This window comes from Prevotella denticola (assembly GCF_900454835.1).
In the GTDB taxonomy this organism is placed as follows: Bacteria; Bacteroidota; Bacteroidia; order Bacteroidales; family Bacteroidaceae; genus Prevotella; species Prevotella denticola.
This window is the reverse complement of the sequence record NZ_UGTM01000001.1, coordinates 1,905,247-1,928,371: the sequence shown is the minus strand read 5'-3', so window position 1 is coordinate 1,928,371 and position 23,125 is coordinate 1,905,247. Positions and strand designations below refer to the sequence as shown.

General features: G+C 50.4%; 13 protein-coding genes. 6 read left to right on the top strand and 7 right to left on the bottom strand.

What is annotated here, in order from left to right; translation table 11 throughout:
* Nucleotides 1-18 precede the first annotated feature (18 nt).
* The 4 genes from DYH27_RS08015 (at nt 19) to DYH27_RS07995 (ending at nt 7,957) form a co-directional block, all read left to right on the top strand.
* Complete coding sequence (locus DYH27_RS08015; RefSeq protein WP_025067045.1) at nt 19-2,028, top strand: LTA synthase family protein; 2,010 nt, start codon at nt 19-21, stop codon at nt 2,026-2,028.
* Nucleotides 2,028-2,984, top strand: coding sequence for a lysophospholipid acyltransferase family protein (locus DYH27_RS08010; protein WP_025067046.1), 957 nt, complete (start codon nt 2,028-2,030; stop codon nt 2,982-2,984). Before DYH27_RS08015 ends, DYH27_RS08010 begins: the two co-directional genes overlap by 1 nt.
* 1,205 nt (nt 2,985-4,189) lie before the next feature.
* Complete coding sequence (locus DYH27_RS08000; RefSeq protein ID WP_029216435.1) at nt 4,190-6,670, top strand: outer membrane beta-barrel family protein; 2,481 nt, start codon at nt 4,190-4,192, stop codon at nt 6,668-6,670.
* Between the two features lie 150 nt (nt 6,671-6,820).
* Nucleotides 6,821-7,957: an AAA family ATPase gene (locus DYH27_RS07995; protein WP_025067048.1), complete on the top strand. Its 1,137-nt coding sequence runs from the start codon at nt 6,821-6,823 to the stop codon at nt 7,955-7,957.
* Nucleotides 7,958-8,338: 381 nt separating this feature from the next.
* Here DYH27_RS07995 and DYH27_RS07990 read toward each other — a convergent pair whose 3' ends face one another.
* Nucleotides 8,339-9,310 carry a phosphatase PAP2 family protein gene (locus tag DYH27_RS07990; protein ID WP_025067049.1) on the bottom strand — a complete coding sequence of 324 codons (972 nt, stop codon included), beginning with the start codon at nt 9,308-9,310 and terminating at the stop codon, nt 8,339-8,341.
* A gap of 108 nt (nt 9,311-9,418) precedes the next feature.
* Complete coding sequence (locus DYH27_RS07985; RefSeq protein ID WP_025067050.1) at nt 9,419-10,408, bottom strand: NAD-dependent epimerase/dehydratase family protein; 990 nt, start codon at nt 10,406-10,408, stop codon at nt 9,419-9,421.
* Between the two features lie 223 nt (nt 10,409-10,631).
* Between DYH27_RS07985 and rnr the strand changes: the two genes are divergently transcribed.
* A complete protein-coding gene (gene rnr, locus DYH27_RS07980; RefSeq protein WP_025067051.1) occupies nt 10,632-12,908 on the top strand; it encodes a ribonuclease R in 2,277 nt (758 codons plus the stop codon).
* Between the two features lie 780 nt (nt 12,909-13,688).
* Here the strand turns inward: rnr and DYH27_RS07975 are convergent.
* From DYH27_RS07975 to DYH27_RS07965, 3 genes are all read right to left on the bottom strand, one after another.
* Nucleotides 13,689-14,696, bottom strand: a complete 1,008-nt coding sequence (locus DYH27_RS07975; RefSeq protein WP_025067052.1) for a 2-oxoacid:ferredoxin oxidoreductase subunit beta — start codon at nt 14,694-14,696, stop codon at nt 13,689-13,691.
* Between the two features lie 131 nt (nt 14,697-14,827).
* Complete coding sequence (locus tag DYH27_RS07970; protein ID WP_004354051.1) at nt 14,828-16,726, bottom strand: 2-oxoacid:acceptor oxidoreductase subunit alpha; 1,899 nt, start codon at nt 16,724-16,726, stop codon at nt 14,828-14,830.
* Between the two features lie 62 nt (nt 16,727-16,788).
* Nucleotides 16,789-17,784: a glycoside hydrolase family 16 protein gene (locus DYH27_RS07965; protein WP_025067053.1), complete on the bottom strand. Its 996-nt coding sequence runs from the start codon at nt 17,782-17,784 to the stop codon at nt 16,789-16,791.
* Between the two features lie 589 nt (nt 17,785-18,373).
* Between DYH27_RS07965 and DYH27_RS07960 the strand changes: the two genes are divergently transcribed.
* Nucleotides 18,374-20,221: a DUF3413 domain-containing protein gene (locus tag DYH27_RS07960; RefSeq protein WP_025067054.1), complete on the top strand. Its 1,848-nt coding sequence runs from the start codon at nt 18,374-18,376 to the stop codon at nt 20,219-20,221.
* A gap of 536 nt (nt 20,222-20,757) precedes the next feature.
* Here the strand turns inward: DYH27_RS07960 and DYH27_RS07950 are convergent.
* A complete protein-coding gene (locus tag DYH27_RS07950; protein WP_004354060.1) occupies nt 20,758-21,567 on the bottom strand; it encodes a DUF3108 domain-containing protein in 810 nt (269 codons plus the stop codon).
* 445 nt (nt 21,568-22,012) lie between these two features.
* Entirely contained in the window at nt 22,013-23,059 is a 1,047-nt protein-coding gene (locus tag DYH27_RS07945) for a ribonucleotide-diphosphate reductase subunit beta (RefSeq protein WP_013670751.1), read from the bottom strand.
* Nucleotides 23,060-23,125 lie beyond the last annotated feature (66 nt).

Here is a 23,125-nt window from a genome sequence, read left to right as displayed (position 1 = left end):
GGAACAGGAAGATTGCAAATGAAACGTTTATTGAAGTCCACATACGGCTCGCCGATAGCATTGGTGCTTAACCTGCTGCTGGCTTACTGTATCTTCTTTGTGGCACGACTGGTTTATTTCGTTGTCAACTACAGTTATTTCGTTGACGGACTGTCGGCTTCTTCGCTCTGGATGTGGGTGCGCGGAAGCCTTCTTTTCGATACGACAGCCATCTTCTACACCCACATTCTCTACATCGTCCTGATGCTTTTCCCGCTTTGGAGAAAGGAAAACCCGGTCTATCACAGGATCTGCAAATGGGTGTTCATGGTTGTGAACGCCCTGTCACTCGCCATCAACCTTGCCGATTCGGTGTATTTCCCTTTCACGCTGCGCCGCACCACGACCAGCGTGTTCCGTGAGTTCGACAACGAAAACAACATCGCCGGCATCCTGTTTCACAATGCTGTCACCCACTGGTACCTTATCCTGATTTTCATCTTCGTTCTATGGCTTGCCAATAAGTTATATGTAATGCCACGTACTGACCACAGCAGCTATAAAAGCCTGCGCCAGCGGTCGGCCTATGCGGCGCAATTGTTTGTGTGCCTGGTGGTCGCTGCCGTCCTGACAGTGGCCGGTTGCCGAGGCGGTCTGCAGTCGGGAGTGCGCCCGATCACCATCAGCAACGCCAACCAGTACGTGGAACGGCCTACAGACTGCGCCCTGGTGCTCAACACCCCCTTTGCCCTTATTCGCACGATAGGCAAGGCGGACTTTGTCGTTCCCGACTACTTCCCCTCCCTGGCGGCTGCACGTGAAGTCTACAATCCTGTCCACTGGATGCAGTACAAGGCTCCAGCCCCTGCTTCCGGAGTACGCCTTCCGAACAAGAAGAACATCGTGATCCTGATTGTCGAGAGCTTCGGACGAGAATACATCGGCGGCTTCAACCGCGATTTCTTCGGCGGCAAATACAAGGGATACACACCGAATGTAGACCGGCTCATCGACAAAAGCCTCGTCTATCGCTTCTCGTACTGCAACGGACGGAAAAGCATTGACGGCATGCCGTCCATTCTCTGCAGCATACCACGCTTCGGCGAACCCTTCATCCTCACGCCGGCTTCGATGAACGACTATACCGGTCTGCCCGGTCTGCTCAGCAAGTGGGGCTACGAGACGGCCTTCTTCCATGGTGCCAACCGCGGTTCGATGGGATTCCTTGCCTTTGCCAACAAAATCGGCTTCCAGAAGTATTACGGCCGGCAGGACTATGACGAAGACCCTCGCTTCGGCGGCGACAAGGACTTCGACGGCAACTGGGGCATCTGGGACGAGCCGTTCCTGCAATACTACTGCACGAAAATGGGCGAGATGAAGCAGCCGTTCATGACCGCTCTCTTCACCGTCTCCAGCCACGACCCCTTTGTCGTACCGGAGAAATACAAAGATGTCTTCAAGGAGGAACACCTCCCTATCCAGAAGTGCATCCGCTATACAGACATGGCGATCGGCAAGTTCTTTGCCTCTGCCAGCAAGCAGCCCTGGTTCAAGAACACCATCTTCGTACTCACGAGCGACCACACCAACCAGAGCGACCATGAGCAGTACATGACCGACATCGGCGGTTTCTGCTCACCTATTATTATATATGATCCATCCGGAGAAATAAAGCCAGGACGTGTAGACGGCGTGGCACAGCAGATCGACATCATGCCGACACTGCTGAACCACATCGGTTATAATGCCGGTCCTTACCTGTCCTTCGGCATCGATCTGCTGCACACGCCGGCGAAGAAGACATGGGCGGTGAACTATCTGAACGGCATCTACCAGTACGTTAGATACGGCTACGTGCTCCAATGGGACGGCCGGCAGACGAAGGCCATCTACCGTGTCACCGACCCGCTGATGCGCCGTAACCTCCTCGGACACGTACCCGAACAGGCCAAGATGGAACAGGAACTGAAAGCCATCATCTATCAGTATATGTACCGGATGGTACACGACCGACTTCATCCCACGGTCAACAACCCGCAATTCTAATGAAGAAAGCCCTTTACAAGACCCTTTATCTCCTTGCCTACGGCTTCTGGTATCTGCTGGCACTCCTGCCTTTCCCGGTGCTGTACCTGTTCTCTGATGTCTTCTATCTGATTATGGCGCATATCGTGAAATACCGCCACAAAGTGATAGGAAAGAACCTCCGGAACAGCTTTCCCGAGAAGACCGATGCGGAACTGCGCCGCATAGAGCAAGGCTTCTACCACTGGTTCTGCGATTACGTCGTAGAGACGTTCAAGCTCATGACCATGAGCCGGGAACAGCTGATAGAGCGGATGACCTTCACAGGTACGGAAGAACTGAACAGACTCCTGTCCGAGGGCAGATCCGTTGCCGTTTATCTGGGCCATCTCGGCAACTGGGAATGGATTACTTCACTGCCCTACTGGGTAGAAGACTCCATCTGCTGCCAGCTCTACCACCCTCTGGAAAACGAATACTTCGACCGCCTTTTCAAGTTCGTACGCGAGCGGCACGGCGCACACTGCATCCCCATGCAGGAGTCTCTGCGCAAGATCATCCAGTTCGGACGTACAGGCAAGCCGGTTGTCGTGGGCTATATCTCTGACCAGACACCCTTCTGGTGGAACATACACCACTGGATAAAGTTCCTGAACCAGGAAACACCAGTACTCACCGGAGCGGAACGAATCGTGAAGCACACCCGGCAGGTCTTCGTCTATGGCGACGTGACACGCACCCGCCGAGGCCATTACAACTGCGAATTCCACATTATCCGCAAAGAGACAAAAGACCTGTCTGAGTACGAAATAACCGATCTCTACTTCCAGGAACTTGAGAAGTCCATCCGCCGGCAGCCCGAGATTTATCTCTGGAGCCACAACCGGTGGAAGCGGACACGTGCCCGCTTCAACGAGTACTTCGAGGAAGTAGACGGAAAGGTACACCTACGGAAAGGCAAAGAAATGATCTATTGAAACAAGAATGCTACAGATGAGGGTGTGTCAGAAGCAACAGGTCAAATCCGCTGCATAACGGCGGCTATTATATTTGACGACGGGTCAGCCGGACCGGTATCGGAAAATGAAATCCACGACTTGGGAAAAGAGACGACTACCGACATTCACAGCCATGCCGTTTTTGAGGCTGGGAAAAAGCCTGTCCTTTTCAAATCAGAAAAGACAAAAGACCGTTCTGAATCCTTTACAGACAAGGAATCCACAAGCGGGGGACTAAATTTTACCGCATCACTGATAAAGCAGGAATATGCCGAAAAACCATCCACACGATGACCGTTATTCCGTAATGTAAAGATTCCTGACTTTTCCAGCCGAAGAAAAAACAGCCTTGTCACGGGTCCCTACATGCTTTCATCCCAAGGCTGGTCTCGCAATCCTACAGCAGATGAACACTTCTGCATGAAGTTTCCGTAACAAACTTAAACACAGACATATAGAAACAGTATAGGAAAAGAGGCCTGATCGGCGTGCAAGTGGGCGTTACTTGGAGTCCAAGTAAGCATCACTTGAACCTCAATCAGGCGTTACTTCTTTTGCAAGTGATGCCTGACTGCAAAACAGTCCGTCTGCCTCTTCTGTTTTTACGATAGTCCTGATGATACTGAACAGCTGTTTCAACGGTTCGTAATGTAAAGTATTTTCTTTTTCCGTCATAGCTCAAGATGCGAATCTTCCAGGGCAGGTTCTAAAAGAGACAAAGAACTGACAATGGGGCCTGTTGACGAAAATCCAACATGGATTTTTCAGAACATACCTTAATTCTAAGCTCCGGCGTATGTCGCCTGGCCACTGGACAAGTTTCCGGTTCTATCCCCTGTTGCCGTTCCGCTGAAATGCTCCGGTCGGCTTTTCCATGCCCCTGTTCTCGTCAGATACGAAAGGGTTTCATCCATATAATAATGTGAATCAAGAAATGAAAACAATTAATTTCTTCCGGATATGGATTTTTCCGGCAAAAAACTTGCATGTATGAAATATTCAATCTATCTTTGCAGTGTCTTATACAGATAGTACACTATAATAGTTTGGTATCGGTAGTGTTCATTCATTTATAAAAGTCGATTTATCTTGAAAGTCGATTCTGGGAAAATATTATATATCCATTGATAATCCGGGTGTGAGGAGCAATGCTATAACCGCTACACCCATAAAGGAATGTTATTATGAAAATTGGTAAGTTTTTACTCACTTACGTATTGCTGGCGGTCGCCATGGCTGCACAGGGGCAGACGACAACCGTATCGGGCGAGCTGCTCGATTCTCTGACCCATGAGGGAGAGCCGTTCGCTACAATCAGAGTCTACAAAGGCAGAAAAAGCGAGAAGCCGGTAGCCATGTCGGTCACGGGACAGGATGGGAAGTTCGCCCAGAAAGTGACCGGACAGGGCAGTTACCTCATCTCTTTCAGCTCGATGGGGCGCAAGGAAATCGTACGCAAGGTACAGCTGACGGCGGCAGGCGGCACGATCAGCCTCGGACAGCTTCTTATACAGGACGATGCCAAGCAGCTGAAAGGCGTTGAGGTGGTGGCACAGAAGCCGCTGGTGAAGATGGAGACCGACAAGATGTCGTATGATGTACAGGCCGACAACGATGCCAAGACGAACACGGTACTCGATATGCTTCGCAAAGTCCCGATGGTGACGGTCGACGGACAGGACAATATCACCGTCAACGGCCAGAGTTCCTTCAAGGTCTATGTGGACGGAAAACCCAACGTGATGTTCTCGGCCAACCCGTCACAGATATTCAAGTCGATGCCGGCATCGGCCGTGAAATCGATAGAGGTGGTTACGAACCCGGGAGCAAAATACGATGCGGAAGGTGTCGGCGGTGTGCTGAACATCGTCATGAACCATGCCGACGGTCAGGGCAAGGTGAAGATGAACGGCTACAACGGCAATGTAAGCCTCACGGCAAGCAGCAAGGGATGGCGCACCTCAGGCTTCCTGAGCGGACAGCAGGGAAAACTTACCTACAGTGCCAACGTCATGTACAGTAAGGCCCTGATCAACGGGACTGTAACGGAAATCAACCGTACCTCCGCCGACGGGTCACGCATGGACTACTGGCAGGAAGGGCATACACGCATCCCGTTCACGATGAACAGCATCAGCCTGGGATATGAACTTGACTCGATGAGCAACATCGGTGCCTCCGTAGGGCTTACTTCTTTCTCTATGAAGAACGACGGGCATCCTTTGACACGTTTCTCAGGCGGTCCATACGGAGCTGCGGGCTTCTCCTACGGCAACGAGATGACGATGGAGAACACCAACACGAGCTTCAACGGAAGCGTGGACTACCAGCGTTTCTTCAACAAAGAGCGTACAAGCAGCCTGATGCTGAGCTATCTTTTCACAACCTCTCCGGCGGAGAACGACAACCGCCGTGTCTACGACCCGATACCGGGCAATGTGACCATTCCGTTGCACGACCTCTACTCCGAGGCGAAGACACGGGGTACGGAACATACGGTACAGGCGGACTTCACCACGCCGCTGGGCAAGGGACAGACGCTGAATGCCGGCCTGAAGTTCATCTCCCGTCGTAACTCGTCTGATTCAAAGTACTATGACATCACGGGCGGAAACGAGGTCTACAATGCAGCCAACAGCGTCAATTACAAGAACACCCAGAACATTCTTGCCGAGTATGCCGAATACAGTGCGACGCTGGGCAAGTTCGGAGCAAAGGCCGGCCTGCGCTATGAACATACATGGGAGAACGTGGAGTTCATCGTCGGTCGGGGCAGCGACTTCAAGAAGAACTACGGTAATCTGGTGCCGTCGGCCAGTCTTACTTATAATATCTCGGCAGGATTCAACATCGGTGTGAACTACGGAATGCGCATCACCCGCCCCGGAATCAGCTATCTCAACCCGTATGTCGACCGTTCCAACCCGACGGTGCTGAGTTATGGCAACCCGGATCTGGCCGTTGAGAAAAGCCATAATATAAGTTTTGTCTTCAACTACTTCACACCGAAGTTCATGGTCAACATGACGTTGGGAGAATCGTTTGCCAACAACCAGATCGAGCAGTATTCCTTCATGGACGGAACGGTTCTGAACACTACCTACGGCAATATCGTACGCAGCCGCTGGACGAATTTCACTACTTTCATGAACTATGCCCTCACGCCGAAGACCCGTATCATGTTCAACGGAGGAGTCGATTACGGTGACATCCGTTCCAACCAGCTGGGCGAACACAGCCATGGATGGCAGGCCACGGGATTCCTGGGACTGCAGCAGACCTTGCCGTGGAAACTGAAATGGAGTATGTTCGTGGGTGGACTGACGAAGAAATATTCCCTGCAGGGGTATAACGGCGGCTTCAATATGTTCAACACATCACTTTCGAAGAGTCTTGTCAAGGACAAGCTCGACATCAGTCTGATGTATTTCGTACCGCTGACGGGCAAGATCAAGATCAGCCAGTACAGCCGTGGAGCCGGCTTCGAGAACCGTATGAACATCCGGATTCCTGCCCAGCAGGTGGCATTGACCGTCACCTGGAACTTCGGAAACACCAAGAAGCAGTTCCAGACACACAAGAGCAACATTTCGAACGACTTCCAGGAGAAGAAGAACGACCAGCAGATGAACGGTATGGGAATGGGTGCCGGCGGCGGTATGTAAAGTCATGGAAGAATATATGTAACTATCTTGTAGAAAGCATATTGGCAATCACACAAGCAGGTGTCACACAAAATTGTGTGACACCTGCTTGTGTGATTGCCGTTTTATTACTATATTTGCATTCGTAAAACAAACTGAAAACGTAATGTCATGTGCAGGAAATTTGTTTATGGTGTGGCGGTCTCCGACTACAACTTCATTGGAAGGTCGCAGGAAACAAAACGGCTCCTGAATGATTTCAGGGGCGGCATCAACGTCATACTGATGTCCCCGCGACGGTTGGGAAAGACTTCCCTGGTGAAACACGTGTGTGGCAGACTCGACCCGGACGACAACATCCTTACGGTTTATCTGGACATCTTCGGCTGTAAAAGTGAGTACGACTTTTACAACAGGCTGGCATCGGAAGTATTGAAGCAGACCGCTTCGCAGCGGAGCATGTGGCTTGAAGAAGCCCGGGACTTCCTGTACAGACTTACACCGCGGATTTCCTTCAGCCCTGAACCGAACAGCGATTTTGCCATTTCTTTAGGGATAACGCCGAAGACGCATACGCCTGAAGAGGTGCTCGGAATGGTCGAGAAGATTGCCGTGAGGAAAGGAAAACGTATCGTCGTCTGCATAGATGAATTCCAGCAGATAGGCGAAATGGCCGACAGCAAACAGGTACAGGCACGGCTGAGGAGTGTCTGGCAGCACCAGCAGCACGTGTCCTACTGTCTTTTCGGTAGTAAGCATCACTTGATGGGCAGCATCTTCCTGCACCACAGTATGCCTTTCTATCAGTTCGGCGACCTGATAGCATTGGACAAGATTCCGACGGCCGAATGGGTGGAATATATTGTCAGCCACTTTGCAGACGGCAAAAGGACCATCAGCACAGCTCTGGCAAAAGAAATCTGCAGATTCACGGACAATTATTCGGCTTATGTACAGCAGTTGTCCTGGCTTGTTTATACACAGAAAGAGGAAGGGGAGCGTGTGGACAAGGCGGACATAAAACAGGCTTCGGAGGATCTTCTTGCTACGAATGAAGTGCTTTTCATGCAGATGGTGGAGCCGCTCTCAGGATATCAGCTTAACTTCCTGCGTGCAATCTGCGCCGGCGTCACAAAGAATTTTACACTGTCGGAAGTCCGGGAGAAGTACCATTTAGGCAGCTATTCCAATGTGAACCGGCTGAAGACAGCCCTTCTGGAACGTGACCTGATAGAAAAGGAAGGAGAAGAACTGAAAATAACCGACCCTGTTTTCCACAAATGGTTCCAAAGAAGAATGATGGTATAAGATGGTTCAGGGGTGGATGGGTGAAAAGAAAATGAATGGGAATGAAGACAATCCATTTTCCTGTATTTCCTGCTTTGTTCCATACCTCTGAATTCATATAACAAGCAGGACTATCCACAAGAGACAGACTGTTCCAATAATCAAACCGTGGGAAAATTTCTCACGACAATTGACAATAAAATTTGGAAACGGCTTTAAAATTGTGTAACTTTGCAAGCATTAAGATTCCTCAGTCGGGACAACACGATCAAGATTGTGTCACTCGACTGAGACAGGCAAAGAGAATATATAAACCTTGAGGCAGTTTTTATCACACTGCAGGATGGTATTCTGCTCAGACAGTGCATACCATTTTAGAAGAAAGTTTATATCATCATCCTTTTATTTCTTATTTATCATCGGGTGTGAGAGCCGCAGGAGGATAACGAAGAGCAGGCATCCGGTGATGAATCCGGCAATGGCATCAATAAGGTAATGTGCCTGAATATAGACCGTGGCACAGCAAAGGAGAAGATAGAACGGTGCCAGGACAGCCAGGAGCCTGTAGTTGCGGTCGTGCCAGAGAAGCAGCATACAGATGGTGCTTACACCGACGTGCGAACTTGGGAAAGCTGCTGTAGGACGTTCGCCGGCTGCTTTGGCATCTTCAACGAGGTGATAGAAGATACCGTCAGTATATCCTGGACTTTGGAGACAGTCCTGATGATGGTTGAAGAAATCATGCACATCAGGGAAGATGCCTGCTGTGACGTTCTGTAAGCCCACAGCCTTGTAGTAGAAGGTAGGGCCGGCAACAGGCACGAATATGAAGACAACGTAATAGATAAAGAAGGAAGCCAGGATAATGAAGGCTGCCCGGTTGAATTCCCGGTATTTCCATCCGAAGTAATAGACGGCTGTCGCGGCTATCATCGGGTAATAGGCGGCATATCCCATGTCGAACAATTCGCTGAAGAGATGTCCCGGCAAAGCCTTTGAGAAGAGCAGTGCTGGCTGGCATCCGAAGAGATGTTGCTCCCAGGTGGCGAAGACATGGTCGAGGTTGGGCAGGTGTCGGTTGATTTCAAAGGTGTCCGGATACCACCAGGCAAGCAGTCCCAACTGTACGCCGACACGTGCGAAGCGGGTCAGCCGGCAAGGAGCTATACGATAGACAATCCACATGGCAGCCGTCAGTGCAACGATACGCAGCCGTCCGAAGATCATCGCCTGCGGGTTGTCCATGCTGGTGTACATGAAGAGCGTGATGATGAGTGTCAGCAACAGGTAAGCCATTACCACCCATTCGCATGTCATGAGTCCCTTTACGGGATGCTTTTCTAATTTGAATAAGTCTATGATGAATCGTTTCATTGTTCTGCTGTTACCGGGCTATCAAGGCTGATAAGACTCATTAGCCCGATAATCCAATATCCTTTAGTCAATAATCACAGTCTTTTAAGGATTATCCCACTGGTTTCTTTATAACCACCCTTCTTTCTTATACCATTCGATTGTTTCCTTCACACCCTGCTTGAGGTCATACTCCGGCTTATAGCCTAATTCCTCAATCGCAGGACGGATGTTGCAACGCCAGTTACGCTGCTTCAGGATCTGGTATTTGTCGTTGTTCAAAGCTGAAATCTTACCAGTGAGCTTTCCGATGAGGTCGCCTAAGAAGGTGACAATACGCAGTACCCATATTGGAGCCGTGATGCGAATCCACCACGGACGGCCTAACTCCTCGTGGATAAGGTCGCTGAAAGCAGTGCTCTGGTAGACGTTCCCGTCGCTCAGGAAGTAGGCACTGCCCGTCTTTCCATGGTCAAGAGCAAGGAAGACGGCCTGCACGACATCCTTTACATAGACGAAGGTGATGTCCTGTTGCCGGTAGCCCACGGCAAAGTCGATGTGTCCCTTGATGCTTTTCGCCATCAGGAAATAGTCTTTCTCACGGGGTCCGTATACGCCGGTCGGGCGCAGGATGACATAAGGGAAGGAAGAAGGAAGCGATGACTCTGCTTCCAGCTTGCTCTTTCCATACGCCGTGTTAGGCTGCGGTGTATCTGTAGGCTCAATTTCCTTATAGGGTTGCTGTTCCCGGACAGCACCGAAGATGCTGAGGCTCGATAGGAAGACGAAACGCTCCAAAGGCTGGTTAAGCTCCTGGAGTGCCTGCACGAAGTTTCGGGTACCGTCACGGTTGACACGGAAGAAGTCTGCCCTGTCCAGACACTTCGTCACGCCGGCGGCATGGACTACATAGTCAAACTGATGTCCAGAGAGCTGTTCCTTTAGCTTGTCGGCGGATGAGAAATCCAGTTCTATGAAATGAATGCGATCATCCTGCAGGTATTTCCGTGAGGAAGTACGGCGGACTACCGCCCATGTTTCCATGCCTTTCCGCAGTGCTTCTTCTACGATAAAGGAGCCGATGAAGCCTGATGCACCTGTTATTAATACCTTTTTCATTGAAAAATTCGTTGCAAACGTTTGCAAAGATACAAACTTTTTCGTTACTTTGTGGAGAATAACAAAACTCAAGTTACGCCTTTCATGTATTTTGCATGTACAGCAACAGGTTACAGCCGACTTACTGGCAGTTTCTTCCAATTGCTTCGGACAAAATTATCCATGGCTGTTACGGATGTCTCCAGACAGACCTGTGACTTGGGTTCAAACAATTGATTCCACTATGAGGAAAGAAAAGAAAGACAGCAGGCGACTGACCAAGAAACAGCTTTCGGAGAAGCTGACGGCCTTCTTCCAGTCACAACCCGACGAGACATTCAGCTTCAAACAGATATTCCATGCACTGAAACTGAAAACACATCCGGCCAAGATGCTGGCAATAGACGTGATGGAGGAAATGGCATGGGACGACTTTCTGTCAAAGGTAGGCGAAACTGCTTACACGCTGAACACCAAAGGACAGGTGCAGGAAGGAACCTTCATCCGCAAGGCGAACGGCAAGAATACATTTCTCCCAGACGACGGTGGTACGCCGGTCTTCGTCTCGGAGCGCAATTCCATGGCTGCCTTGAACGGCGATCATGTAAAGGTGCAGTTCATGGCTCGCCGCCAGAACCATATAAAGGAGGCAATGGTCATCGAGATTCTGCAACGGAAGAAAGACACCTTCGTAGGAAGGTTGCGGGTCGAGAAGGACATTGCCTTCCTCGTAACACAGGAGAACCTCTTCATTCATGACATCCTGATTCCAAAGAAGAAACTGAAAGGCGGGAAGACAGACGACCGTGCCCTGGTGAAGATTACCAAGTGGCCGGACGCCGACCATAAGAACCTTGTGGGCGAAGTGGTGGATGTGCTGGGCGAAGCCGGTGACAATGATGTGGAAATGAACACCATCCTTGCCCAGTACGGACTGCCTTACAAGTATCCGAAACGGGTGGAACAGGCCGCCGAGAAAATCAGTGCTGAAATCACGGAACAGGACTTCAAGGAGCGTGAAGACTTCCGGGACGTGTGGACCTGTACGATAGATCCGAAGGATGCAAAGGACTTCGATGATGCGCTCTCTATCCGGAAACTGAAAAACGGACTGTGGGAAGTGGGCGTACACATTGCCGACGTGTCGCATTACGTGAAAGAAGGCGACATCATCGACCGTGAGGCACAGCAGAGGGCAACGTCGGTCTATCTTGTCGACCGCACCATTCCGATGCTTCCAGAGCGGCTGTGCAACTTCATCTGTTCGCTCCGTCCGGACGAGGAAAAGCTCGCTTTCAGCTGCATCTTCAACCTGGACGAGGAGGCCAACGTGAAGGCCTACCGCATCGTGCATACCGTCATCAAGTCGAACCGCCGTTATGCCTATGAAGAGGCACAGCAGCTGCTTGAAGACAACGGTGTCGTCGACGGAACGGGCGAACCTGCTCCGAAGCCCGGGAAAGCCGGTTACAAGGGCGAATATGCCGAAGAGGTAATCACGCTCGACCGGCTTGCGAAACTTCTCCGGGCCCACCGCTTCAAGAAAGGGAGCGTCAAGTTCGACTCGGAAGAGCTTCACTTCGACGTGGATGAGAAAGGGAAGCCCATCCGCTGCTACTTCAAACGGTCGAAAGATGCAAATAAACTCATCGAAGAATTCATGCTTCTGGCCAACAAGACTGTGGCCGAAAGCATCGGAATGACGAAGAAAGGAAAGAAAGCGAAGACCCTTCCTTACCGTGTCCACGACAATCCCGACCCGCAGAAGTTTGAGAATCTGCGCGAGTTTACTGCCAAGTTCGGTTACAAACTCAAGTCGTCCGGCACCAAGGGAGCTACTGCCCGTGCGCTGAACAAGCTGATGGACGAGGTACAGGGCAAGCGTGAGGCGAAAGTGATACAGATGATCGCGCTCCGTTCGATGATGAAAGCGAAGTACACCACGCACAACATCGGACACTTCGGGCTGGCCTTTGACTATTACACCCACTTCACCTCGCCGATCCGCCGCTATCCCGACACGATGGTCCACCGCCTGATAACCCGTTATCAGCAGGGCGGGCGGTCTGCCAACAAGGAGCATTATGAGGAGCTGTGCGAGCATTGCTCGGACATGGAACTTGTCGCACAGAATGCGGAACGCGATTCCATCAAGTACAAGATGGTGGAGTTCATGGGCGATCACATCGGTGAATGCTACGATGCACACATCTCCGGCATCCAGAGCTTCGGCATCTATGCGGAGATTGACGAGAACCACTGCGAAGGCATGATACCGATGCGTGACCTCGATGATGACTATTATGAGTTCGACGAGAAAAACTACCGTCTCGTCGGCCGACGCCGCCATCACGTCTACCAGCTCGGTGATCCTGTCCGTATTCAGGTGGCAAAAGCCGATCTGGAACGCCGCCAGCTCGACTTCACACTTGACGATGGTCGTCCGTTGAAGGCAAAGCAGGCCGCTTCAGAATCCTCCGGTAATTACAGGAAAAAGAGCAGGAGAAAACACAGAAGATAGTATCGATGGAGAGCCAGAGACACTGATACAGGTCAGAATAATAACATAAGAAGGATTGGATATTCTTTTCCATCCGCTCAGATTCAGTTTGATTGCGGGCAGGAAAGCATATCTAATCCTTTTTGTATATACTGTATATTTATGAATCAGTAGATGATCAATGGGGATTGTCATTTACGCCTTACTATAATGCAACCGCTACAACAGTAATCCCCTACTCTGATCATTTCCTGTCAGTGTGTTGAGGGTAAACACCATTGGTTTTGATGGTATTCACCATCGGTGTCAAGACCCGGCACGAACGGCATCAGGCATTATAATGCCCGGACAGAAGCAGTTTGCCCATCGCAGATACGCTTGTGACAGATCAGCCGTAAAATCCTTTTCCTGTCACTGCCGTCACGCTTTAGAAATGTATAACAAGCTGATACGCAATGCGATCATGAAGAATGTTAAAAGTGACAGCAAATCAAAAATAAACTTTCGTTGTAAATAGTCGGCAGTTTTATCCTTATTGTCAGCATCCTTCCACTATAATTTTCAGAGGAACTTTTTTATCAATCGAACGAGTTTGGATTCCACAAAAATATCTACTGATCCTGGGGTATAGCATAGACTTCATGGAGTGTGAGACAAAAGAAGAACAGGAAGTACGACATTCAAATAGAGCAGAAAACATAAAGGAGGTAAACACCTGCAATCAGTGTCGACCTCCTATTATGTTTTTAGGACAGAATGCCCTCTGCTATATCCCTGACTTACAGGGGAAATAAAACAAGCCTACTGCACTTCCCAGATGTCGTTCGTCTCCAGCATCTCCATGAAATTGTGGTAAGGTTTCCTGCCCTTTACCTCTTCAATCTGCTGGTTGACGGCAGCATCGTAGGTAGGAGCCTCAACATCACGGATGACACCGAGGGCTACCGGGAAGCCGTTCTCGTTGCTCATCATGGCGAGTTTCAGCTGCAAGGTATTGTCCTGGCAGTGGGCGTCATGGACAAGAATGTCGTCACGGGTGATGCCGTTTTCGCCGATTTTCACCACTTTCAGGCCGAATCCTTCCTGCATGAGACCGTACTCCTGATTAGGACCGAAGACAAGCGGTTCGCCATGTTTGACGTAGATGGCATTCTCTTTCCTTCCCGCAGAGGTGTAAACGGAATTGTGGCAGCCGTCATTGAAGATGACACAGTTCTGCAGAATCTCGCACACGGCAGCTCCCTTGTGCTGGTAGGCCGCCTTGAGAATGGCGATTGTCTCTGTGTTGTCGCTTGCCACACTGCGTGCAAAGAAGTTGCCACGTGCGCCGAAGCAAAGCTCGGCGGGACGGAACGGATCCTCGGTCGTACCGTAGGGGCTCGACTTGGAGACGAAGCCGCGCGGGCTGGTCGGTGAATACTGCCCTTTCGTCAGACCGTAGATGCGGTTGTTCAGGAGGATCATGTTCAAGTCGATGTTACGGCGCATGGCATGGATGAAGTGGTTGCCGCCGATGGCAAGAGCATCACCGTCACCCGATACCTGCCAGATGGTCAGGTTCGGATTGGTAACCTTGGCACCTGTCGAAATGGCTGCCGCACGACCGTGGATGGTCTGCATGGCGTAAGTATTGGCATAATAGGGCAATCGGCTCGAACATCCGATACCACTGATAACAGCTGTCTCGTAAGGTGGAACACCTAACTCTGCCATTGCTTTCTGCAGGCTTGCAAGGAAGAAATGGTCGCCACAGCCCGGACACCAACGAGGCTGTCCTTTCTTGAAATCTTGTGCTGTATATTGGTTCATGTCTGTTTAAATTATAGGGGTTGATAAGCGGTGATGGGCGGTGATAGGCGATGATGGGATTATCAGCTCTTGATTCTTATCCCCCCTTGACCGTCAATTACCAACTACCAATTTATCTGTTTTTTACTCGTTTACTGTAATATTTTCGTATAGAAGGTGCCGCTCTCTTCCTTTGGAAGCGGAGCCTTGAGCAGTTTCTCAAAAGTTGAGACAAGCTCGCTGACAACGAAAGGCTGTCCCTTGACCTGATTGTACTGGTAAGGTGCGAAGTTGTTGATGCGGATACGCAGCAGGGCTGCCAGCTGTCCGAGATTCTGTTCGGCAACGACCACCTTTTTGTAACGTGCGAGTACTTCCGGTGTATTCTTCGGCAGCGGGTTCACATACTTGAACTGTGCCAAGGCTACCTTATGACCTTTCCGGCGCAATTCCTCCATGGCTGAATAAAGATGGCCGTAGGTACTTCCGAAACCGACGATGAGCAAGTCGGCATCCACTTCATCACCCAGAACTTTCAGGTCGGGAACAGGGATGCGCGCCACCTTGTCCCAGCGCAGGTGGTCCATCAGGTCATGATTCTCCGGGTCGGTGGAGATGCTGCCGGTTTCGCCGTCCTTCTCCAGTCCGCCGAGGATGTGCGTGTAGCCTTCCGTGCCGGGGATAGCCCAGTAGCGTGCCAGTGTCTCCGGGTCGCGCTTGTAAGGACTGTACTTGTATTTCTGCTCTTCCGTTGCGAAATGAGGATGAATCTCCGGGAGCTGGTCTATATCGGGCAGCTTCCAGGCTGAGGAGCCGTTGGCGATGAACGCATCGGTAAGGAGCACGACCGGCGTCATATGTTCCAATGCAATCTTGCAGGCATGATAGGCAGCATCGAAACAGTCGGTAGGACTGGTAGCTGCAATGACCGGCATCGGACTCTCACCGTTGCGGCCATAGAGCACCTGCAGGAGGTCGGTCTGCTCGCTCTTCGTCGGCATACCTGTCGACGGACCGCCACGCTGTACATCGATGATGACCAGCGGAAGCTCGTCGATGATGGCAAGGTTCATCGCCTCACTCTTCAGGCAGATACCCGGTCCGGATGTCGAAGTGGCAGCCAGTGCACCTGCAAAAGCAGCGCCGATGGCTGATGCGCAGCCTGCAATCTCATCCTCACACTGCACGGTTGTCACGCCCATCGACTTGTGTTTTGCCAGCTCGTGGAGGATGTCTGTTGCCGGCGTAATAGGATAAGAACCAAGGAAGAGACGCAGTCCGGCACGCTCTGCCGCTGCCATCAGACCGTAGGCAGTAGCCTTGTTGCCCGTAATGTCCATGTAACGTCCCGGTTCTTTCACCTTTGATTCAATGCGATAGGTGTTTGGAACGGAAGCATGGACATTGTGGCCGTAGTTATAACCGGCCTCAACGACACGTATGTTCGCCTCGGCAATGGCCGGTTTCTTCTTGAATTTCTTCTCAAGGAAGCTGTTGACCAGAGTGAGGTCACGGTTGAACAGCCAGCAGACAATACCGAGTGCAAACATATTGCGGCACTTCAGCATGGACTTGTTGTCCATTCCTGTATCTGCCAGACACTCCTTTACCATCTTCGTTATCGGGCAGGCTACGACGCGGTCGGGGTCGATACCCATCTCGCCCAGATAGTCATCACTGCGGAACTCGGCCTTCTGGAGGTCGCGCGGACCGAAAGAATCGGTGTCAATGATGATGGTTCCGTTGGGTTTGCAATGCTTGTACTGCATCTTCAGTGCTGCCGCATTCATTGCAACAAGCACGTCGCAGCGGTCGCCCGGCGTATAGACTTTCCCTGCACCGATATGCACCTGGAAACCGCTCACACCTGTCAGTGAACCTTGCGGGGCACGGATGTCAGCCGGATAGTCCGGGAATGTAGACACGCCATTGCCCACCGTCGCCGAGACCGTAGTGAAGATATTGCCAGCAAGCTGCATACCATCACCGGAGTCGCCAGAGAAATGTACGACAACATTGTCGAGTTCTTTCACTTCGATTTGTTCTTCCATAGATTATTTCGTTGTTTATGTTAGTAAAATTGTTTCTGTATTATGGCATTTCCCGGTATCGGTCAACCGACGGACTTCTGCTCTCCTTCAGCACAGTCTCCTTCCGGCAATCTGCAGTCTCCTTTACCGTTTCCTCCGGCCTGCAACAGATAGGTTTTCATGCTGTCAGAACCTCCTGACACAGGGACTATGACATTTTTTGAGACAGTCTCCTCTCTCTGGTAAACACGTATCCAGTCGATCCGCATCTCATAAATGTGCGTGGAGACTGGTTTTTCCGCCCACGACCCGTCACCCACCGACTGGTTGAGAATCAGGTAGAAGTCGGACTTGTCGAACGGCCATTGTTCCTGGCTGTCATTCTGTTTCGTGTATTGATACACCTGTCTTCCATCTGTGTAGAAGGTAAGCGCATTCTCCCCCCACTCCACCGCATAGATGTGGTAACGGTCCATCGGCAGGCTGACGTTGCCCGAGTGTGGCTCATCAGGATGGCTCTTTGTCCATGCGGAGTGTACCGTACTGTAGGCCTTCTGCTCCTCGTTGATCTGTTCGAAGATGTCGATTTCTCCACCCAGAGGCCATTTCAGATCCGTCTTGGGCATCATCCAGACGGCCGGGAAATTCCCGATGAAAGGGTTGACAAGCGCACGGCACTCCACCCTTCCGAAACGGAAAGCGAAGCTCCGGCTTGTCTCTATGCCACCCGTAAGCATCGCCGCATCATCTGTCAGCCTGTCCGGATCAGGGACAGCACGCAGGACAAGGCTTCCTCCTTCCTGGAAAGCAACTGCAGGAGAACTGCTCAAGAACCTTGCCCACGTCACTGAAGGACGCCGTTTGCAGTTCTTCCACACCCTATGGTCAGGCAACGTACCGTCCGCACCGTTGAACTCATCGCTGAAGACGATCCTGTATCCCGGACGGAGATCGGCAGTGCAGACACTGTCCGCCTCGTCACAGGCAACCGTCCGGTCGGTCTGTGCGAAAGAGACTGCCGCATACAATGCCGCTGGAAACATTGCAAAAATGCTTTTATATTTCTTCTTTTCCAACATGGTCTGATGAGGACTTCACCTTGCAGCATACTCTCGGAAAAACAGTGCAAGCCCACGCAGCAGACATCCTTGTCTGGATTTCTGCATATCACAGGGGGACTGCCTGTTCCGTCACTGCACCCCAGATCTGTCCTTTCCCATAGATTATTCTTTTGCTTATGTTAGTATATCTGGGGACAAAAGTGCAAAATAATATTGAGAAAACAAAATGTTTTGAGGAGAAAAATAATATTTTTATATTCAACAGATGAAAAAGCTCTGTAATCCTGTCTGAAAGCTGCCGGCCGGCGAGTATTTTCCCATCCGGTCACTCTTTCCGCCATAGAAAAACAATACCGGTACTTCCTTTCATTTCTGACATCCATCCGGTTGACACAAAAAATGTACGGGAATGCAGCCTATTACGGTTTCATTGTGTATCTTTGCACTCCTGAACAAGGAATCCAACGGTCAACCGGTGCGTAACGAAATCCGCAGAGAGACATCCTGTTCTGTACGCAACAGGCTCCTGCAACAGACAGCAGCGACGACAGAGTCTTTTCTCTTCCTGCACGGCCGGTCACATCATCATAAACATCTACAAATAAGAATGAATCAAATTAAAAAGGAAAACATCAGGCAAGGACTTTTGTATTATACACTTGCCACCGTGACCTTGGCGGCCATCTTCTTTTCTTATATCTTCAACGGGCGGAGCACGGAGATGATGGATTTCGTGGGCTGGATATACTTCATTGCCTCCTGCGTCACCCATGCTGCCGTATTCTGTCTCGTCCCTTTCCTTGCATTAGAGCTGCCCTTGGCACTGACGGGATGCCGTCGCCGGATAGCCGGCACGGTACTTCCTGCTGTCTATGCACTGCTTTTCATCGTGGCAGTCGTCAACAGCTATGTTTATTCCATCTATCATTTCCATATCAACGGACTCGTCCTGGAAATGCTTACAGGGCCCGGTGCATCAGAAATCTTCGTATTCAGTACATGGGAATACGTAAAGGCCATATCCCTTGCAGCAGTCTTCCTCCTGATCAGCTTCTCCCTTCGGTATGCCTCCGGATGGCTTGGACAGCATCCTGTCTGCCGCCATCTCAACCGGAATATACTGCTTGCGCTTTTGTTATTCGTGCTTCTGTCACAGGGAATACACATCTACGGAGGTGCCACGATGAAAGGGTCTGTCATAGAGACAACCGACGTGCTTCCTTATTACTTCCCATTGCGTGCCAACAAACTGCTGGGCAGATTAGGACTTGTCGATGTAGAAAAACTGAACCAGATACGCTTTCAGAACCACGGGACAGCCGTTAAATATCCGCTTCATCCACTGAAAATCAACAAACCGGAAAAGGCATTGAACATTGTCATCCTCTGTATCGACTCCTGGAATCCACGTACGTTTACACGTAAATGTACGCCGAACATCTGCGCCTTTGCCGACCATGCCGAGCTGTTCTCCCACCACCTCAGTGCAAGCAATGCCACGAGCGGCGGCATCTTCGGACTGTTCACGGGCGTGTCTGCCTATTACTGGAAAAGCTTCGATTATGGAAACATACAGCCGCTGCTCATTACAAACCTGCTGAAAGCAGGCTACCAGGTGCAGGCCTACCCCAGTGCCACGCTCGAATACCCGCCCTTCGCCAAGATGCTCTTCAGGGATGTAAAGGGACTGAACATCAGCACACCGGGCCGGACAACCTATGACCGTGACAACCGAATCACGCATGACTTCATGGCCGACCTCGACAAATACGATGGAAAAAAGCCTTTTTTCTCCTTTGTCTTCTATGACATGGCGCACAATATGGAACTGCCGAAAAGCAAACTGTACCGCTTCCAACCGAGCTGGGAGTATGTTGATTACATGAAGCTGGACAACAACACAGATCCTACTCCTTTCTTCAATCTCTACCGTAACTCGGTGGCTGAAGCCGACTCGCTCATCGGCATGGCACTGAACAAACTCAAGGAAAAAGACCTGCTGCGGAATACTGTCGTCATCATCACAGGCGACCACGGACAGGAGTTCAACGAGAACCACAACAACTACTGGGGCCATGCATCCAACTACTCGCAGTACCAAATCGGCACACCGCTCATCTATTATTATCCAGGCTGTACGCCTGGCAAACGGAATTACCGCACCACGCATTACGACATCTCCCCTACACTGCTTCACGATGTACTTGGCGTAAGCAATCCGCCATCGGACTATTCAATGGGAAAGTATCTCGAAGATCCTTCCCCACGCGACTGGCACCTTGTCGGACATGACCTTTACTATGCCTTCATCCGCACTGACGGTACGATCATAGAGAAACAAGGATCGGGAAACCTCAAGATAATGGACAGACAGATGCGCCCCGTCCCCGGCTATCCTATGAATCCACGACAGCTGCAGGCAGTCATTCTCAATATGAATCGTTTTTTCAAGTAAGTGTCCGGGAAAAGAAGCGGGAGAGTTGAACCGGGTCTTATAGCGCAAATAAGGAGATAAACAGGGTTCTTCCATTAAATGTATGGATAAAACAAAGGCTTATGATATCCGGAAAATTCCGGCATTGTACATCTGTGGTGACCGAATTCCCGACAAATATCAGTGCTGTCCGATAAATACTTCCTGCATAAGTCATCCATCAGCGTCTTACCATATATCATAGCAACAGGAATGAACCGGCCTTCCCTACAGACGTGCTGATACCTGTCACATATTGTGTTGTCGACAGACACCGATCGTGCTGAGGGCTCGCACACTTACAATCTGTTGCCCGAATGGAAACAGCTTGCAGCTGGAGAAGAGCCGTGCCGGCACAACTTTACAGACTTACACGCTCATACCAAGACTGTTCTTAAAAAAAAATGAAAAGAGCCATACCAGTACCTGTCATCCAGAGTATTGATATGGCTCTTTTCGTATCTGGCCGTTACAGAATGATGTTTTTGGCAGCAACCATTTTGTCTGGGTACACACCCTTATTTCACCTGTGACGTAACCGGACTGTTGATGCCCTTCATCGACACCAGGAATGCCTTGGCAGAGCCGAACTTCAGGCGCATATCAAGGCGGACGGGGATGTGGTTCTTGTCATCAGTGACGTAAAAACTGGCAATGTCGCGCCACTTCTCGTCTTCATATTCATAATAGGTGAGACGCAGACAGCGGTACTTGTGACCATTGTCAGCCTTTATGTTCTCCTTTCCTAAATAGACGATGCGGGCGGCATGCCGGCTGTTCCCATCTACGATAGGGAACTTCACCACCTCGCCTTTCTTCCAGCTTTCAGGATTGAAGCTGCGTGCCCGAAGAAAGATGCTCATCATGTCGAAAGAACAGTCATCGTAGGTGCGCTCCATCCACTGATGCTTGCCTTCATTGTTGATTCTGTGCTGGCGCAGCCTACTCCTGCCGTTCGGATAGGAATAAAACACCTCATCCACCGTGTAACGCTTCCCTTCCCTGGCTCCCTTACGGAAGTAGAGCGGTTCCATCTGTTTCGAGTTATAGGTGAGGAGGGTGTCGCGCAGCACGAAATAATCGTCCAGCCGACCGTTCCCGCGTGTGGTGAGCGAAGCACGGTAAGCCGGAATACCTTTGTAGGTGGATGAGACCGTGTACCACGATGCCGTACCCGCTTTGACCCAGATAAACTTCCAGTTGTAATAGAGGTTGTACGTCAGGTATTCGCCGCTGCTGAAAGCCGTATTGCGGAATGTACACTGTGCCGACGCACTGACAGCCGTCATTGCCAGGAGACAGACTATATAATTCTTCAGCTTTTTCATATTCTCAGTTTAATCCGTTCAACTTATATATTATTCTTTATTTCTCTCTTTTAAAAGAAAAAGAATGTTTTAGTATGATAGGCTGTGGATTTGTGCAGAACTTTTCTGCCGTTTTCTTGGCAGAATGGTTATCAACCCGTGGTAGCGGCTTGTCGACAGATTGTGTTTATAATTTCTGTCTGGTATTCAGCTGCTATATCCGTTTATCCACATTTTCCACAATCGGTGCAAAGATAATAAGTTTATATCTTTTTTAGCGTGTAAGTTGTGTAAAACTTCCCTAAAACGGCGTGAATAACTCTGTGGATATCCACGATGCGCTGTCTGCTTCCGTAGCTGTGTGGATATCCACAGGGTTATGAAGGAGTTATCCACAGGTTTTTCCACAGGATGATATGGGTTCTGGTGGTACTGGCTTCTGCCAGAGAAGCCAGCCATGTACTTCCTACAGGTCATCCACCAGTGCCGTGCTCTTGGCGTATGCCGTGCTCTTGGCTTCAAAGAAGTCGGTCTTTACCATGTTGGCATTGGAGTACTGCCCTACCCATTTCATGTTCTCCGGCTCTTTCCGGTTGTCGTCATAGAGGAAGCCGAAACCGAGGCCTGACCAGCGGAGGTTGCCGAGATAACGGATATAATCGGACACCATCTGTTCGTTCAGTCCCTGTACATCATTGCCGATGACGTACTGTCCCCATGCTATTTCCTGCCGTACCCCCTCACGCATCATGTCTTCATAAACCTTTATTTTATCGGATGTGAACATATCCGGTTCCTCTTTCTTGAGTTCGAGGATGATGCTGCGGAAAAGCCAGAGATGGGTGTTCTCATCCCGGTTGATATAGCGGATTTCCTGTGCCGAGCCGGACATCTTTCCGTTCCGGCTGAGGTTGTAGAAGAACATGAAGCCGCTGTAGAAGTAAATGCCTTCGAGGATGAAGTTGGCAATGAGCGTCTTCATCAGGCTGAACTTGTCACGCTTCTCATGGAACTCGTTGTAGCAGTCGCCGATGAACTTGTTGCGGTTCAACAGGTGTTCGTCTGTCTTCCATTGGTAGAGAATGTCGTTCCGTTCCTCCGGACTGCAGATGGTATCGAGCATGTAACTGTAACTCTGGCTGTGGATACATTCCTGAAAGGCTTGGATATGCAGACAGAGGTTCACCTCGTTGGCAGTGATGTATTCGCTGACAGTCGGCAGGTTGTTGCTCTGCAGGGAATCGAGGAAGACGAGGAAGCTCAGTATCTTGTCGTAAGCCGTACGTTCTGCCTTGTCGAGCCGTGGATAGTCTTTGAAGTCCTGTGACAGGTTGATTTCCTCCGGAATCCAGAAGTTGTTCATGGCCTGTCTGTACCAGTCGCTGACCCATGAATACTTCATGTTGTTGAAGTCGTTGAGGTTGGTGGTGTTGCCACCGATCATTCTTCTCAGGCGTAGGTCGGTGTCGCCTGAGGGATTGAATAATGTGTTACGTTTCAGTTTATTGTCCATTGTGTGAATATTTTAGTAGGCGGTGATGGGCGATGATAAATGGTGATGGGCGATGATAAGCGATGA

Coding starts and splice junctions, on each gene's coding strand:
- DYH27_RS08015 (WP_025067045.1), top strand. CDS start 19: ATGAAACGTTTATTGAAGTCCACATACGGCTCGCCGATAGCATTGGTG.
- DYH27_RS08010 (WP_025067046.1), top strand. CDS start 2,028: ATGAAGAAAGCCCTTTACAAGACCCTTTATCTCCTTGCCTACGGCTTC.
- DYH27_RS08000 (WP_029216435.1), top strand. CDS start 4,190: ATGAAAATTGGTAAGTTTTTACTCACTTACGTATTGCTGGCGGTCGCC.
- DYH27_RS07995 (WP_025067048.1), top strand. CDS start 6,821: ATGTGCAGGAAATTTGTTTATGGTGTGGCGGTCTCCGACTACAACTTC.
- DYH27_RS07990 (WP_025067049.1), bottom strand. CDS start 9,310: ATGAAACGATTCATCATAGACTTATTCAAATTAGAAAAGCATCCCGTA.
- DYH27_RS07985 (WP_025067050.1), bottom strand. CDS start 10,408: ATGAAAAAGGTATTAATAACAGGTGCATCAGGCTTCATCGGCTCCTTT.
- rnr (WP_025067051.1), top strand. CDS start 10,632: ATGAGGAAAGAAAAGAAAGACAGCAGGCGACTGACCAAGAAACAGCTT.
- DYH27_RS07975 (WP_025067052.1), bottom strand. CDS start 14,696: ATGAACCAATATACAGCACAAGATTTCAAGAAAGGACAGCCTCGTTGG.
- DYH27_RS07970 (WP_004354051.1), bottom strand. CDS start 16,726: ATGGAAGAACAAATCGAAGTGAAAGAACTCGACAATGTTGTCGTACAT.
- DYH27_RS07965 (WP_025067053.1), bottom strand. CDS start 17,784: ATGTTGGAAAAGAAGAAATATAAAAGCATTTTTGCAATGTTTCCAGCG.
- DYH27_RS07960 (WP_025067054.1), top strand. CDS start 18,374: ATGAATCAAATTAAAAAGGAAAACATCAGGCAAGGACTTTTGTATTAT.
- DYH27_RS07950 (WP_004354060.1), bottom strand. CDS start 21,567: ATGAAAAAGCTGAAGAATTATATAGTCTGTCTCCTGGCAATGACGGCT.
- DYH27_RS07945 (WP_013670751.1), bottom strand. CDS start 23,059: ATGGACAATAAACTGAAACGTAACACATTATTCAATCCCTCAGGCGAC.